The sequence below is a fragment of the Pseudonocardia sp. genome, from assembly GCF_050246655.1.
Taxonomy (GTDB): domain Bacteria; phylum Actinomycetota; class Actinomycetes; order Mycobacteriales; family Pseudonocardiaceae; genus Pseudonocardia.
Genome location: NZ_JBFWVQ010000004.1, coordinates 16,788 through 31,682 on the forward strand (window position 1 = coordinate 16,788; position 14,895 = coordinate 31,682).

At 72.9% G+C, this 14,895-nt stretch carries 11 protein-coding genes; 3 read left to right on the plus strand and 8 right to left on the minus strand.

Annotated features, from left to right (window positions below):
- Positions 1–1,039: 1,039 nt before the first annotated feature.
- Positions 1,040–1,993: an EfeM/EfeO family lipoprotein gene (locus AB7J25_RS02320; protein WP_428504469.1), complete on the plus strand. Its 954-nt coding sequence runs from the start codon at positions 1,040–1,042 to the stop codon at positions 1,991–1,993.
- The gene (gene efeB / locus AB7J25_RS02325; RefSeq protein WP_428504471.1) at positions 1,993–3,231 is read left to right on the plus strand and encodes an iron uptake transporter deferrochelatase/peroxidase subunit; all 1,239 of its coding nucleotides are present in this window, start codon (positions 1,993–1,995) and stop codon (positions 3,229–3,231) included. Before AB7J25_RS02320 ends, efeB begins: the two co-directional genes overlap by 1 nt.
- 45 nt (positions 3,232–3,276) lie before the next feature.
- On the opposite strand, the gene AB7J25_RS02330 is transcribed toward efeB, so the two are convergent.
- The 8 genes from AB7J25_RS02330 to uvrB all read right to left on the minus strand — a co-directional run bounded on the left by AB7J25_RS02330 (position 3,277) and on the right by uvrB (position 14,322).
- The gene (locus tag AB7J25_RS02330) at positions 3,277–4,377 is read right to left on the minus strand and encodes an acetoin dehydrogenase dihydrolipoyllysine-residue acetyltransferase subunit (RefSeq protein ID WP_428504473.1); all 1,101 of its coding nucleotides are present in this window, start codon (positions 4,375–4,377) and stop codon (positions 3,277–3,279) included.
- A 40-nt stretch (positions 4,378–4,417) separates the two neighbouring features.
- Positions 4,418–5,440 carry an alpha-ketoacid dehydrogenase subunit beta gene (locus AB7J25_RS02335; RefSeq protein ID WP_428504475.1) on the minus strand — a complete coding sequence of 341 codons (1,023 nt, stop codon included), beginning with the start codon at positions 5,438–5,440 and terminating at the stop codon, positions 4,418–4,420.
- Positions 5,441–5,453: 13 nt separating this feature from the next.
- Positions 5,454–6,443 carry a thiamine pyrophosphate-dependent dehydrogenase E1 component subunit alpha gene (locus tag AB7J25_RS02340; protein ID WP_428504477.1) on the minus strand — a complete coding sequence of 330 codons (990 nt, stop codon included), beginning with the start codon at positions 6,441–6,443 and terminating at the stop codon, positions 5,454–5,456.
- Entirely contained in the window at positions 6,440–7,207 is a 768-nt protein-coding gene (locus tag AB7J25_RS02345; RefSeq protein ID WP_428504479.1) for an acetoin reductase, read from the minus strand. The genes AB7J25_RS02340 and AB7J25_RS02345 overlap by 4 nt, the downstream gene beginning before the upstream one ends.
- A gap of 78 nt (positions 7,208–7,285) precedes the next feature.
- On the minus strand, positions 7,286–8,452 hold the full coding sequence (locus tag AB7J25_RS02350) for an ATP-NAD kinase family protein (RefSeq protein ID WP_428504481.1): 1,167 nt from the start codon (positions 8,450–8,452) through the stop codon (positions 7,286–7,288).
- Positions 8,453–8,583: 131 nt separating this feature from the next.
- Positions 8,584–9,855, minus strand: a complete 1,272-nt coding sequence (locus AB7J25_RS02355; protein WP_428504483.1) for a GAF domain-containing protein — start codon at positions 9,853–9,855, stop codon at positions 8,584–8,586.
- Between the two features lie 84 nt (positions 9,856–9,939).
- Complete coding sequence (locus AB7J25_RS02360) at positions 9,940–11,232, minus strand: glycosyltransferase 87 family protein (RefSeq protein ID WP_428504485.1); 1,293 nt, start codon at positions 11,230–11,232, stop codon at positions 9,940–9,942.
- An 897-nt stretch (positions 11,233–12,129) separates the two neighbouring features.
- The gene (gene uvrB / locus AB7J25_RS02365) at positions 12,130–14,322 is read right to left on the minus strand and encodes an excinuclease ABC subunit UvrB (RefSeq protein WP_428504487.1); all 2,193 of its coding nucleotides are present in this window, start codon (positions 14,320–14,322) and stop codon (positions 12,130–12,132) included.
- A gap of 52 nt (positions 14,323–14,374) precedes the next feature.
- Between uvrB and AB7J25_RS02370 the strand changes: the two genes are divergently transcribed.
- Positions 14,375–14,893 (plus strand): DUF402 domain-containing protein, encoded by a 519-nt coding sequence (locus AB7J25_RS02370; RefSeq protein ID WP_428504489.1) that lies wholly within the window; start codon positions 14,375–14,377, stop codon positions 14,891–14,893.
- The last annotated feature ends 2 nt before the right edge of the window (positions 14,894–14,895 follow it).

Below are 14,895 nucleotides of genomic sequence, written 5' to 3' on the forward strand. Positions count from 1 at the left end.
CGGGGCGTGGCGACCGGGGCGTGGCGGCCGGGGCGTGGGGCCCGCCCGTCCGGCTGGTGGCACACACCCCGCCGCGCTCACACACACCGTCGGCGCTCGCACACACACCGTCGGCGCTCGCACACACCCCGCCGCGCCCGCACACACCCCGCCGCCACACCCGCACACACCCCATGGCGCTCGAACACACCCCGCGGCGCTCACACACACCCCGTCGGCGCTCGCACACACACCCCGCCGCGCCCGCACACACCCCGCCGCCACACCCGCACACACCCCATGGCGCTCGAACACACCCCGCGGCGCTCGCACACACCGTCGGCGCCCGCACACACCCCGCCGCGCCCGCACACACCCCGCCGCGCCCGCACACACCCCGCGGTGCTCGCACACACTGCCGGCGCTCTGTGCGAGCACCACCAGCACTGTGCGACCCACCGAACACACGTGCGAGCGACCGGGCCGGTGGCGGAACCGGCCCGGACCGGCGGCCCGGAACGGCGGCCCGGAACGGCGACAGGCCGCGGACGGCGCCCAGCCGGGGGCCTCCCCACGCCACCGGCACATCTCACCCTGCCGGCCATCGCGGCCCCATCGCCCGTGCCGCGATCGCCGTCTCCCCGGCACACCCACCCCGCGGCGCCCGCACACACCGCCGGCGCTCTGTGCGAGCACCACCAGCTCTGTGCGACCAACCGAACATATGTGCGAGCGCGGCGGGGACGCCGACGGCGCCGAGCACCGGGACCCGGGACGGGCGGGACGGGCGGGACGGGACGGGACGGGACGGGACGGGACGGGACGGGAACGAAACCCGAACGAAACCCAGGAAGTGAACCCGGGGACGAAACCCGGGAACGGAACGGCTACCTGACCCCAGAAACCCGGCCCGAGGCTGCCGTTACCGACCACGGTGGACCAATAAGTGGGTCACTTTAGGTCAGGATAGCCTATGGAGAATCACCCAAAGATGTGATCTCCTGTCGGGCGTTCGACCACGCCCGGTACTGACGGGCATGTCTCCGATGAAGGAGGCCATGTGCCGCTCGCTCCCCGCTACCGCCGGTCGGCGGGCCGCCGCCGCGTCCCCAACGGCGTCGTCCCCACCCGCCGCGTCCCCAACGGCGTCGTCCCCACCCGCCGCGTTTCCACCCGCGTCGTCCCCGCCCTCCTCGGCACCGCCCTCGCGGGCGCCGCTCTCGCCGGCTGCGCCACCAGCACGGCGACGGTGCCCCCGCAGGGCGTCGACGAGCAGCTGCGCTACGCCACGGAGCTCGACGGAGCGGCGACGACCTACCGCGCCTACGTCGCCGAGCAAGCCGACTTGCTCAGTACCCGGACGGCCCGGTTCGTGGACGCCGTCGAGGCCGGGGACGTCGGCACGGCCAAGTCGCTCTACGCTTCCGCGCGGGCCCCCTGGGAGCGCATCCAGGTGGCCGCCGAGGACATCGAGCTGGACTCTGCGATCGACGGCAGCGGCATCGGCCTGGACGCCGGCGAGAGCTTCACGGGCTTCCACCGGCTGGAGCAGGACCTCTGGGTGGACGGGCTCCAACCGGACAGCGACGACGTCGCGCGGGCCCTGCAGAAGGACGTGGACACGCTCGTCGCGGGCGTCGCGGACCTGGAGCTCGACGGGCACGCGCTCTGCGGCGGCGCCAAGGAGCTGCTGGACTTCGCGGTCGTCACCACCCTGGCCGGCGCGGAGAACCCGCACGCCGGCACGGACCTGTCGGACATGGCCGCGCGGGTCGAGGGCTCGCAGGCGGCGGTCGAGGCGATGCGCCCCCTGCTCACCCAGGTCGACCCGGCGCTGCTGGCGACGATCGACCGGCGGTTCTCCGAGCTGCGCACCGTCCTCGACACACACCGCAGCGGCACCGGCTACATCGGCTACGAACGGCTGACACCGGCGCAGCTGTCCGAGCTGGCCCACGCACTGGACGCCGTCGGCGAACCTGTCAGCAAGCTCGGCGGGACGGTGATGGTCTGATGACCGGGATGTCACGACGCACGGTGCTCGGCCTGGCCGGGGCGGGCGCGGCGATCGCGGGTGCGGGTGTCGCGGTGGGAGTGGGGATCGACCGGGCGGTGTCTGCGCCCGGGGGCCGCTCGGATGTCGTGCCGTTCCGCGACCCCCACCAGGCCGGGATCACCACCGAGGCTCAGGACCACCTCTACATCACCGCGTTCGACGTGAGCACGGCCGACCGCGCCGAGCTCGTCGCTCTGCTCCAGCGCTGGACGGCCGCGGCGGAGCGGATGACCCAGGGCGCCGAGGCGGCTCCCGACGGGGCGATCGGCGGGCATCCCGAGGCGCCGCCGGACGACACCGGTGAGGCGCTGGGCCTGCCACCGGCGCGGCTCACCCTCACGTTCGGCGTCGGGCCGAGCCTGTTCACCCGGTTCGGGCTCACCGCCGACCGGCCGGCGAAGCTCGCGGAGCTCCCGCTGTTCCGCGGCGACCGGATCGACCCGGCCATCAGCGGTGGCGACCTCGTCGTCCAGGCCTGCGCGAACGACCCGCAGGTGGCGGTGCACGCCGTCCGCAACCTGGTGCGCATGGGCTTCGGCACCGTGACCGTGAAGTGGTCGCAGCTCGGCTACGGCCGCACCTCGGCGACCGTCACGGGCCAGGAGACGCCCCGCAACCTCTTCGGCTTCAAGGACGGCACCCGCAACCTCCTCGCGGAGGACACGGATCTGCTGGAGCGCCACGTGTGGGTGCAGCCCGGCGACGGGCCGGACTGGCTCGCGGGCGGCAGCTACCTCGTCGCCCGCCGCATCCGCATGATGATCGAGCCCTGGGACCGCACGTCGCTGGCCGAGCAGGAGGAGATCATCGGCCGCTACAAGGGCAGCGGCGCGCCGATCGGCCAGGACGAGGAGAAGGTCGAGATCAACTTCGCCGCACTGCGGACGGACGGCGAGCCGAACATCCCGATGGAGGCGCACGTCCGGCTCGCCCACGCCGACAACCTCGGCGGCGTGCGGATCCTGCGCCGCGGCTACAACTTCGTGGACGGCGCGGACCAGCGCGGGCACCTCGACGCGGGCCTGTACTTCATCGCCTTCATGCGCGACCCGGTGGCGCAGTTCGTCCCCATGCAGCAGGAGCTGTCCACCAAGGACGTGCTCATGGAGTACATCGTCCACACCAGCTCGGCCGTGTTCGCCTGCCCGCCCGGACCGGCGGCGGGCGGGTACTGGGGCGACACGCTGTTCGCGTGACCGGGTCTCCCGCCGGCACCCGTCCGGCGGGAGACCCCGGCGGCGCTACAGCGCGGCGCGGATCGCGCGCACCACGTCGTTCGCCGCCTCCATGTGCAGCATGTGCCCGGCCTCGACCCGCTGCAGGTCGACGCCGTCCGGCACGGGCAGGATGCGGTCCGCGGAGCCCCAGACCACGGTCACCGCAACCCCGGAACCGGCGAGCAGGCCCGGCGTGTCGATGGCCTGCCGGTCGCCGTCCAGCAGGGTGGCGAGCAGGGCCGCCAGGGCCTTGTCCACCCCGTCGATGCGCTTGTAGCGCAGCAGGTCGTCCACGAGCTGGCGGGTGACCAGCGCGTCGTCGGCGAACAGGCGCCCGAGCAGGGGCTTGAGCTCGCGCCGGGACGTCGCCGCGGCGAAGCCGCGCAGGTACTCGGCGTCCGCGTCGGCGGTGTAGCCCACCGGGGCGAGCAGCGTCAACGACGCCACCCGCTGCGGCGCCGCACCTGCCGCCGCGGCGACGACGGCACCGCCGAGGGAGTGCCCGACCAGGTGCGCCCGGTCGATCTCGAGCGCGTCGAGGAAGCCGACCACCGTGTCGGCCAGCATCCGCAACGAGCCGTCGCCCACCTCCTTGTCCGACGCACCGTGCCCGGGCAGGTCGAGCGCGTGCACGGTGTGCACGTCGGCGAGCGGCTGCTGGACGAACAGCCAGGAGTTCTTGTCCCCGCCGAAGCCGTGCACGAGCACGACCGGGTCGCCCGACGGCGCCTCCGCGGCGAGCGTCAGGTACGAGATCGACCGCCCGCCGATCTCGACGACCTGCGGCGCAGGCTCGTCGGAGACCTCCAGCGCTCCGGACTCGACGGCCGCCCGCGCCTCCTCGACGACGGCGTCGATCTCCTCGTCGGGCACCTCGGCCGGAGCGAGGACGGCGAGGACGGCGCCGACCGGGAGATCGGCCCCGGGCTCGGCGACGATCCGGCGGAGCAGCCCGCCGACGGGCGACTCCAGCGTTCCGGCGATCTTGTCGGTCTCGATGTCGACGACGTCGTCGCCCTTGGCGATCTCGTCCCCGGGCGAGACGAACCACTCGACGATCTTCCCGGTGGTCATCGAGAGGCCCCACTTCGGCATCGTCACCCGCTGGATGCGCTCGTCGCTCATGAGCACCTCCGCAGGCTCGGGTCACCGGCCATCGGCTGCGTCACCCCCGGTACTCCACGGCCGTCTTCACCGCGTTGGCCACCCGCTGGGCGTCCGGGATGAACAGGTCCTCGAGCGCGCCGGTGAACGGCACGGGCGTGTGGGGCCCCGTCACCAGCTGGACCGGCGCGCGCAGCGAGGAGAACGCGTCCTGCGCGACGACCCCGGCGATGTCGGTGGCCAGCGAGCAGCGCGGCGTGGCCTCGTCGACCACGACCAGCCGCCCGGTGTTCTCGAGCGACTCGAGGATCGTGTCCCAGTCCATCGGGCTCACCGTCCGGGGATCGATGATCTCGGCCTGCACACCCGCCGTCGCGAGCTCGTCGGCGGCCGCCTGCGCCATCGCCACCATCCGCCCGATCGCCACGATCGTGACGTCCGACCCCTCGCGCACGATGTTCGCCTCGCCGAACGGGATGGCGTAGCTCTCCTGCGGCACCTCGGCCGCGGTGTCGTAGAGCATCTTGTGCTCGGCGAAGATCACCGGGTCGTCGTCGCGGATGGCCTGGATCAGCAGCCCCTTGGCGTCGTAGGCGTTCGACGGCGCCACGACCTTGAGTCCCGGGATGTGGGTGAATACCGACAGCAGCGACTGCGAGTGCTGCGCCGCCGCCCTCAGGCCCGCGCCCCACATCGTGCGGATCACGACCGGGGTGACGGCCTTTCCCCCGAACATGTACCGGAACTTCGCGGCCTGGTTGAAGATCTGGTCGAAGCAGACGCCCATGAAGTCGATGAACATCAGCTCGGCCACCGGCCGCATCCCGCCGGTGGCGGCGCCGATCGCCGCCCCGATGAACGCGGACTCCGAGATCGGGGTGTCGAGCACCCGGCCGGGGAAGCGGTGGTAGAGGCCCTTGGTGACCCCGAGCACCCCGCCCCAGGCGTCCATCTCCCCCGGCGAGCCCTCGCCGCCCGCGTTGTCCTCCCCCATCACGATGACGGACGGGTCGCGCTCCATCTCCTGGGCCAGTGCCTCGTTGATCGCCTCGCGGTAGGTGATGCTCCGATGTGCCTGTGTCATCGCTGCGCTCCCTTCAGTACGAGACGTAGACGTCGGTGAGCAGGTCGTCCGCGCCCGGCTTCGGCGCGGCCTTGGCCTCGGCGACCGACTCGTCGATCAGCCGCGCGACGTCGGCGTCCACCCGGTCGAGGTCGCCGTCGGAGACCTGGCCGCCCTCGGTGACCCGGGCGCGGAAGCGCTTGAGGCAGTCCAGCTTCTCGCGGGCCTCGGCGACCTCCCTGCCTCGGTAGAGCTGCTGGTCGCCCTCGAAGTGCCCGTAGTAGCGGGTGAACTTGACCTCGATCAGCGTCGGGCCGCCGCCCTCGCGGGCCCGGGCCACGGCCTCGCCCGCCGCCTCGTGCACGGCGAAGAAGTCGAAGCCGTCCACGATCACGCCGGGCATGCCGAACGCGGCCGCACGGTCGGCGATGTTGTCGCTGGCCACCGACCAGGACGACGACGTCGACTCCGCGTAGCCGTTGTTCTCCGCGACGAAGATCGCCGGCAGGTTCCAGATCGTCGCGAGGTTCATCGACTCGAAGGTCGTGCCCTGGTTGGAGGCGCCGTCCCCGAAGAACGCCACGGCCACGCCGCCGTCGCCCTTGTACTTCGACGCGAGGGCACGCCCGCAGATCAGCGGCGGCCCACCGCCGACGATGCCGTTGGCGCCGAGCATGCCCTTGGCCACGTCGGCGATGTGCATCGAGCCGCCCTTGCCGCGGCACGAGCCGGTGGCCTTGCCGAAGATCTCGGCCATCATCTCCTTGACGTCGACGCCCTTGGCGATGCAGTGGCCATGCCCCCGGTGGGTGGAGGCGACGGCGTCGCGGCCGTCGAGGTGCGCGCACACGCCCGCCGCCGAGGCCTCCTCCCCCGCGTACAGGTGCACGAACCCGGGGATGTCGCCACCCGCGAACTCGTCGTGCACCCGCTCCTCGAACGCGCGGATGGTGCGCATCACCCGGTAGGCGTCGAGCAGTTGCTCCGCCGACAGGTCGGTGCCGGTGGACAGCGTGCCGGTCATACCATCACGATCCCTCCGTCGATCACGACCGACTGCCCGGTCATGTAGTTCGAATCCGGTCCGGCGAGGTAGGAGACCAACCCCGCGACGTCCTCGGGTGTCTGCACCCGGCCCAGCGTGATGAGCTGGGAGTACTGCTTCATGGCCTCGCCCTTGGCGGTGCCGAGGTAGCCGCCGAGCTGGTCGTCGATGAGCTCCCACATCGCGGTGTCGACGATCCCGGGGCAGTAGGCGTTGACGGTGATCCCGTGTGGGGCGAGCTCCTTCGCCGCGGCCTGGGTGAGGGCGCGGACGCCGAACTTCGTCGCGCTGTAGTGGCCCAGCCGGTCGAACCCGGAGTGCCCGGCGATCGACGCCGCACTGATGATCTTGCCGCCCGTGCCCTGGGCGATCATCTGTTCGGCGGCCGCCTGCAGGCACCAGACGACGCCGAAGACGTTCACCTCGAACATGCGTTGCAGGTCCGCGGCCGTCAGCTCGCGCAGCGTCTTGACCTGGGCGATCCCGGCGTTGGCGACCATGACGTCGACGCTGCCGAACGCCGCGACGGCGCTCTCGACCATGCCGAACACGGCGTCCCGGTCGGTGACGTCGCCCGCCACCGTGGCGGCCCTGCCGCCCGCCTCGGCGATCTCGGCGGTGACGGCCTCCGCGGTGGCCTTGTCCACGTCGTTGACGGCCACGGCGTGCCCGTCGGAGGCCAGGCGCAGCGCGATGGCGCGGCCGATCCCCCGGCCCCCTCCCGTGACGACGGCGGTACTCACGCGACCTCCTCGCCGACGCTCGTCGCGCGCGTTCGCGGAGCTGCTGTGTGGGACGGTGAGCTCGCGAGCTCGTTCACGTCATGACCTCCTCGATGGGTCCTCGATGGGTTCTCGATGGGGCTCTGGCCCGCTGCTCCCGTTGTGGACCTCGACCGGGCCGGCGCGGCGAGTCGCCGCGGAGACCAGCAGCCGCCCGGCCGCGGCGGCCGCCAGGACGGCACGCACGTCGAGGACGCGGGGCCCGTCGTGCGCGAGGGTGACGGTGACGGGGGTCGCCGGGCCGAACTCGATCTCGCGCTCACCGTCGACCGCGACCGTGCCACGCTCGACCGCGACCCGCTGCGGCTGCCCGGCGAGCAGGCTGCGGATCTCCTGGATGCGCACCGGGGCGATGACCCCGGGCGCGATCGGCGCCAGCACCGTCGACGTGGCGGCCTCCGGCCCGGCCAGGCGGACGGCGACCCCGGAGGGCGCCGTGCGGGTCACCGGGTGCATCAGCCCCGCGATGCTGGACAGGCCGATGGCGTGCGGCTCGGCGAACGCGCAGTACAGCTCGCGGAACGTGGCCGGCTGCCACAGCGCCCGCGAGCCGACGTGCGTCACCGTCGAGACGCACACGTCGACCAGCGCCGTCTCGCGCGCCGGGCCGGCCTCGACGCGCAGCACCTTCGCCCGGTAGGTCGCCTCGTCGGCGGCGACCCGGCCGGTGGCGAGCAGGCCCGCCGCGGTGCCGGCGACGGTGGCCTCCCACATCTCGGGGAAGGCGTTGTTGGTGCCGGTCGACAGCGGCAGCAGCGCGACGTCGCCGGAGGCGTCCGACGCGGCGCGCACCGTCCCGTCCCCGCCGAGCAGCACGATCACCGTCGCACCGCGATCGCGCATGGACCGCACGAGCGAGCGGGTGTCCTCGGCCGTCCCGAGGATGGGGGTCAGCTCGACGAACTCGACGTCCGGGCTGCGCCCCTCGCCCGCCCGCCGCCGGTCGTGGGCCCGCAGGACCCCGCCCGCGACGCCCATCGCATCGGTCGACATGAGGATCCGGTCCACGCCGGTGGCGCCACAGGCTGCCACCAGCCGCAGCACCATGTTCGTCTTCTCCGTGTTCGGGAAGACCGACGCCTGGGCGACGAGCCTGCGGATGTCCCGGCCGGACATCGGGTTCGCGACGATCCCGACCGTCGCACCGGGCACGACCGGCAGCGTGCCTCCCGGCACGACCTGCCCGTTCGCCGCCTCTGGCTGCACGCCTGCCCTCCGTCGTCGACCCCGCACCGGATCGGGAGCACCTTCGCGTGACCCACCTCACCGCTCCTCGCCGGTGCGGGCAACCGTTGCAGCGAGGTTGCGAACGCGTGGGCACGCTGCGGCGTCCGCGGCTAGGACGGCAGCCGCTCCGCCACGGCACCGGGCACGCCGCGCAACCCGGGCGCCGTGGAGCTCTCCAGCAGGGCCGAGCCGGCGAGCCCGTGCACGATCACCTCGGTGTCCGGGTCGAGGCGGTACGGCCGCGCCAGGAGCAGGCCCCCGAAGGTGCGCCGCAGCCGCGACATCTCCGCCCGCACCGTGATGACGTGCGCCCGGTCGCCGTACAGGGCCGCGGACAGCGCCGCCGCGTCCATCCCCGGGACACCGGCCCGGGCGAGCAGCACCAGCACCTCGGCGTGGCGCGTCGAGAGCGGGTGCACCCAGCGGGTGGAACCGTCCACCACGGCCCGCGGTGGACGCGACGCCAGGTCGAGGGTGAGGCGGATCCGGTGCGGCTGCGTGCCCGCGCGCAGCAGCCACCCGCCCGGCACCGGCTCGGGCACGCACACCCCGATCCCGTGCACCGAGATCGGGCGGTCCGGGCGGGGTGCGGCGATCCGCTCCACGCTCGGCATCCCCGTCACCGCCGCGACCCATCCGTGATCGTCGACCACGAGCCCGGCACCGCGGACGCCGGCCAGCAGGGGTGCCGCCATCGTGCGCAGCGCCTCCAGCCGCGACTCGTGCTGGCGCCACAGGCTCGCCTCCGCGAGCTTCACGGCGGTGCCGACCAGCGCGACCGTCGTCGGGTGCACCGTCTCGGCCGGGCCGCTCACGTCCACCACCCCGAGCAGCTCGCCGGTGCGCGGGTCGTGCACCGGGCACGCCGTGCACGTCCACACGTGGTGGCTGCGGACGAAGTGCTCGGCCGCGAACATCTGCACCGGCGCGCCCTCGGCGAGCGCCGTGCCGATCGCGTTGCTGCCGACGACGCCCTCCGACCAGTTCGCGCCCTCGGCGAAGCGCAGGTGGTCGGCCCGCAGGCGCACCGAGGTCGCACCCTCCCGCCACAGCAGCACGCCGTCCGCGTCCGTGACGACCATGATGTGGCGGGCGTCCTCGGCCACCGACGTCAGCGCCGCCCGCAGCTCCGGCAGCACCCGCCCGAGCGGCGAGCGCGCCCGCCGCCGTTCCACCTCCGCCGGGCCGAGCGGGTCCGGAGGATCACCGAGGTCGGGGTCGACGCCCTGGGCGCGCACCCGTTGCCACGAGCGGGCCACCAGGCGACGCGGATGCGCGGGCGGGCGGTCGCCCGAGAGCAGGGCGTCGTGTACCCGGGCGAGCAGGTGCGCGTACCGGGCGACGTCCATACCCGGCCGGATCGCGCAGACGGCCTCGTCCACCCTCGCTCCTCCGCTCACCTCCGGCCAGCGTAGGCACGGGTGAGGGCGGGCACCACAGCCACGCGGACGAGGCTCGGCGCCGGATCAGCCGACGGAGCCGGCCGCCGCACCGTCCGGGCGGCCGGGAGCGGCCGGGGCGGGCGCGGCAGGCACGCCGGCGGCCACGGGGGCGGGCCGCCTGCGCCATGCGAAGTACAGCGCGACGAGCAGCAGCACCGTGAACCAGGTGAACGTCGATCCCCACACCTGCTGCAGCGGCGTCCAGGCCAGCTCGCGCCCGTCCGCCCGCGGCAGGCCCCACACATGGGGGGCGCCGACGAACACCCCCACCGACAGCAGTGTCACCAGGACCCAGCGCCGCGACCGGGTGCGCCACGCCGTGACGGCGAGCACCATCATCGCGGGCGCCACCCACACCCAGTGGTGCGACCACGACGTCGGCGATACCAGGAGCGCCACCGCGGCCGTGGCGACCATCGCGAGCGGGGCGGGCGCGCGCCGGATCGCCGGGGCGGCGAGCAGCAGCACGGCCAGCGACAGCACCAGCCACGCCGCCGTCCGTGCCACGCCGTCCACCCCGGCGCGCACGAGCACCGCCTGGAACGTCTGGTTCGTGTAGAACGGCGCCGCGCTGACCCCACCGGCCGGGTTGTCCAGCCAGAACCGCAGCGACGCCGTGGGTGCCAGCGCGAACGCGACCAGCGTGGCGATGCCGCCGCTCACCGCGGCGGTGACGGCGGCCTTGCGGTCCCCGCGGAGCAGGAAGAACAGCACGAACGCGGCCGGGGTGAGCTTGATGGCCGCGGCGATCCCGACCAGCACGCCGCGCGGCCAGCGCGGACGGGCGACCAGACAATCCGCCGCGACCAGCGCCATCAACAGAAGGTTGACCTGCCCGAAGTCGATCGTCGAGTGCACGGGCTCGAGCGCGAACGACAGCGGCAGGGCCAGCGCCGCCGCCCCCAGCGCGCCCCGGCGCCCGCCGGACGGCCACAGCGCCCGCGCCGTGACGTAGAGGGTGACCGCGAGCGCCACCGTCGACGCCGCCATCAGCGCGGGCCACGCCACCTCCCACGGCACCAGCGCGAACGGCATCAGCACGAACGCCGCGAACGGCGGGTAGATGAACGGCAGCACGGCGCCGACCGCGGTGGGCGGCAGCGTCACGTACGGGTCGCCGCCGTCCAGGAGCGCCCACACCCCGAACCGGTAGACCTCCAGGTCGATGTGCCGGCCACCGAACTTCTCCACGAGGACGACCATCGCGACGGCGAGCAACGCCGCTCCGATCGGGAGCGCGAGGCGTGGACTCCGGGCGATCCGGAGCAGACCCGCCCCGGCGATTCGCGACCCGGGGCGTGTCGCGACGTCCGTCACCCTGCCTCCCCTTCGATGTGGGACCTCCGACGTTGGCCCGTCGACGTGAGCCCTGCCGGACCCCACGGTAACCGGCCGCCTCTGAATCCATCCGGGCGGGCGCGGCACCCGGCCCGGATGTCGCGTCCGCCATGACGGAATGCCGCCGCGACCGAGCACGCTCACCTACACCTCGGGAGCGACACCGCGCACCCGGGACGATCCGCCCGCACTCGCGGTGTCCGCGGCCGCGGCGCCTCCTGCGACCTAGCGCCCGGCGGCGCCAGGGGAACGTCCTGCAGCCCCGGTGTCCCCGGCGGGCTCGGCGCCTCCCGCTGTCCCGGTTCCCCGAGTGGCCCCAGTGCCGGCGGCCGGTTCGGTCTCGTCGGTGACGGCTGCGCCGTTCCCGGCCCCTGTGTTGTCAGCCCCCGTGTCGTCGGCCCCCCTGTCGTCGGCCCCCCTGTCGTCGGCCCCAGCGTCGTCGGCCCCAGCGTCGTCGGCCTCCGTGTCGTCGGCGCCCTCCGCCGGCTCCAGACCGGACCGGTCCACGTGGCTCTTCTGGCTGTTGCAGGCCTGCCGTGCCGACGCCTCGTCCGGCGAGCTGCCGAGCCCCAGCCCGGCCAGCGGCGACCGGGTCGGCGCGGGCTCGGTGCAGGCCGCCTTCTCGGGCTCGCCGTCCGTCGACGACGCCGCGAGCGCGGGGACGCTCCACAGTCCTGCAGCGGCGATGCTCACCGTCGCCACGGCAAGAAGCCGGCGTGCGAACCTCCCGGTCACGAGATCTCCGATCGGTCGATGATGATCTGCCGATCGGTTCAACGGATAATCGGTCGTCGAGATACGACCGATATCTGCCGAATGCCCTATTCACCACGACCAGCCGGCTTCCGCCGCGGAGCTGCCGACCCCGGCCGGGTGTCAGCGGATGCCCGCCGCGTCCATCCCGCGCAGCTCCTTCTTGAGATCGGCGATCTCGTCACGCAGCCGCGCCGCCAGCTCGAACTGCAGATCCCGCGCCGCCGCGAGCATCTGGTCCGAGAGCTGCTGGACGAGATCGGCGAGCTCCGCACGGGGCATCGCCGAGGTGTCCCGGCCGGCCACGATGCCCGAGCTGGCCGACGCCCGCCCCGGCTCCCCCGCCGCCCGCTTGCCCCGGGACTGGTTGCGACCCGACCCGCCGACCGGCACCTCGTTCTCGTCCGCCTCGCGGTACACCTGGTCGAGGATGTCCGCGATCTTCTTGCGCAGCGGGGTGGGGTCGAGCCCGTGCTCGGTGTTGTAGGCGATCTGCTTGGCGCGGCGACGCTCCGTCTCGTCGATGGCGTGGCGCATGGACTCCGTGACCGAGTCCGCGTACATGTGCACCTCGCCGGACACGTTGCGGGCCGCGCGCCCGATCGTCTGGATCAGCGACTTGTCCGACCGCAGGAAGCCCTCCTTGTCGGCGTCCAGGATCGCGACCAGCGACACCTCCGGCAGGTCCAGCCCCTCGCGCAGCAGGTTGATGCCGACCAGCACGTCGAACTCGCCCAGCCGCAGCTGGCGCAGCAGCTCGACCCGGCGCAACGTGTCGACCTCCGAATGCAGGTAGCGCACCCGGATGCCCAGCTCCAACAGGTAGTCCGTGAGATCCTCGGCCATCTTCTTGGTGAGCGTGGTGACGAGGACCCGCTCGTCGCGCCCGGTACGCACCCGGATCTCGTGCACGAGGTCGTCGATCTGGCCCTTCGTGGACTTGACGACCACCTGGGGGTCGAGCAGGCCGGTGGGCCGGATGACCTGCTCGACGAACTCGCCGCCGGTGCGGGAGAGCTCGTAGTCGCCGGGTGTGGCCGACAGGTACACCGTCTGCCCGATCCGGTCGGTGAACTCCTCCCAGGTGAGCGGCCGGTTGTCGACCGCCGACGGCAGGCGGAACCCGTACTCGACGAGGTTGCGCTTGCGCGAGATGTCGCCCTCGTACATGCCGCCGATCTGGGGCACCGTGACGTGCGACTCGTCGATGACGAGCAGGAAGTCCTCGGGGAAGTAGTCCAGCAACGTGGCGGGCGCCGAGCCGGGGCCGCGGCCGTCGATGTGGCGCGAGTAGTTCTCGATTCCCGAGCAGGACCCGACCTGGCGGATCATCTCGACGTCGTACTGCGTCCGCATCCGCAGGCGCTGCGCCTCCAGGAGCTTGCCCTGCCGCTCCAGCTCGGCGAGGCGCTCGACCAGCTCGGCCTCGATGTCGCGCACCGCGCGCTCCATCCGCTCCGGGCCCGCGACGTAGTGCGTGGCCGGGAAGATCCGCACGTCCTCGACCTGACGCAGCACCTCTCCGGTGATCGGGTGCAGGTAGTAGAGCGCCTCGATCTCGTCGCCGAAGAACTCGATGCGGATCGCGAGCTCCTCGTAGGCGGGGATGATCTCCACCGTGTCGCCCCGGACCCGGAACGTGCCACGGTTGAACGCCATGTCGTTGCGCACGTACTGCACGTCCACCAGGGCCCGCAGGAGCTGGTCGCGCTCCACCTCCTGGCCGACCGTCAGCTGCACCGACCGGTCCAGGTAGCTCTGCGGCGTGCCCAGGCCGTAGATGCACGACACCGACGCCACCACCACGACGTCACGCCGCGAGAGCAGGTTGGACGTGGCCGAGTGCCGTAGCCGCTCGACGTCCTGGTTGATCGAGGAGTCCTTCTCGATGTAGGTGTCGGTCTGGGCGATGTACGCCTCGGGTTGGTAGTAGTCGTAGTACGACACGAAGTACTCGACGGCGTTGTTCGGCAGCATCTCGCGCAGCTCGTTCGCGAGCTGCGCCGCCAGGGTCTTGTTCGGCGCCATGACCAGTGTGGGCCGCTGCATCCGTTCGATGAGCCACGCCGTGGTGGCCGACTTCCCGGTGCCCGTGGCGCCGAGCAGCACCACGTCCTCCTCGCCCGCCGTCAACCGGTGTTCGAGCTCGTCGATCGCCGCGGGCTGGTCGCCCGCCGGCTCGAACTGGCTGACCACCTGGAACGGCTTCCCGGTGCGGGGGATCTCCCCGACCGGGCGGAACTCCGAGTGCGCGGTGGGCACGCCGTCGTGGGGGCCGACCGCGGCACTCCCGGGAACCTCAGTCGCGAACGCCACGGGAACCACTGTACGAGCGGGCACCGACAGAACCGGGCGCGCGGCTGGGACGATGCCGGACGTGCACCCGCCGAAGTTCTCCACCTTCGACGTCCCCGGCCACGTCAACATCGACAACAAGGGAATCGTGCGGGCGGTCGACGAGTACCGCGTCACCTCGTTCGGCCTGTACATGAGCCGCGCGATCGTGCAGCGGCCCACCGCCCACTGGATCGAGTCCTGGCTGCTTCCGGACCTGGGCCTGTGCGTGAGCGACTGGTGGTGGAACCCCGGTCACGAGCGCGACCAGGACTTCTACCTCGACGTGTGCACGATCGAGCGGGGTGGCGGGCGGTGGACGCTCACCGACCACTACCTCGACATCGTGGTCCGCAGCGGCCGGGACTCCACCGTGATCGACGTCGACGAGTTCGTGTCGGCCGTTGCCACCGGTGTGATGCCGCCCGCGACCGCGGAGGCCGCCCTGCACACCACGTACGCGGCGGTGGCCGGCCTGGCGGCCCACGGCCACGACCTGGACGCGTGGCTGGCAGGGCTGGGGATCAGCCTGTCCTGGCGCCCGCGGGAGTGAGC